At 66.5% G+C, this 257-nt stretch carries 1 protein-coding gene; it reads left to right on the top strand.

Translation table 11 applies throughout. The features are described 5' to 3' along the window. On the top strand, window positions 1-257 hold a 257-nt coding region (locus tag SB751_RS32620), incomplete at both ends, for an aminotransferase class III-fold pyridoxal phosphate-dependent enzyme (RefSeq protein ID WP_410749332.1).

The following is a 257-nucleotide window of genomic DNA, read 5'->3' as shown; positions in this document are numbered from 1 at the left end:
CGAATACCTCATCCGCTACGGCGGCGACACTTTCCCGAACCTGTTCAAGTCGGCCAAGGGCACGGTGCTGCGCGACGACACCGGCCGCGAGATCCTGGACTTCACCTCGGGCCAGATGTGCGCCACCATCGGCCACAACCACCCGGCCATCGTCGACGCGGTGCGCCGCGCCGGAGAAACCGCCTTCCACTTTTTCAGCGGCATGATCCCGGAATCCGTCGCGCAACTGGCCGCGACGATGGCGCGCGACTGGATGC

The organism is Cupriavidus sp. SIMBA_020, from assembly GCF_046535395.1.
Taxonomy (GTDB): Bacteria; Pseudomonadota; Gammaproteobacteria; order Burkholderiales; family Burkholderiaceae; genus Cupriavidus; species Cupriavidus campinensis.
Note: the sequence above shows the minus strand (reverse complement) of the source record. Positions and strands in the feature narration are given on the sequence as shown.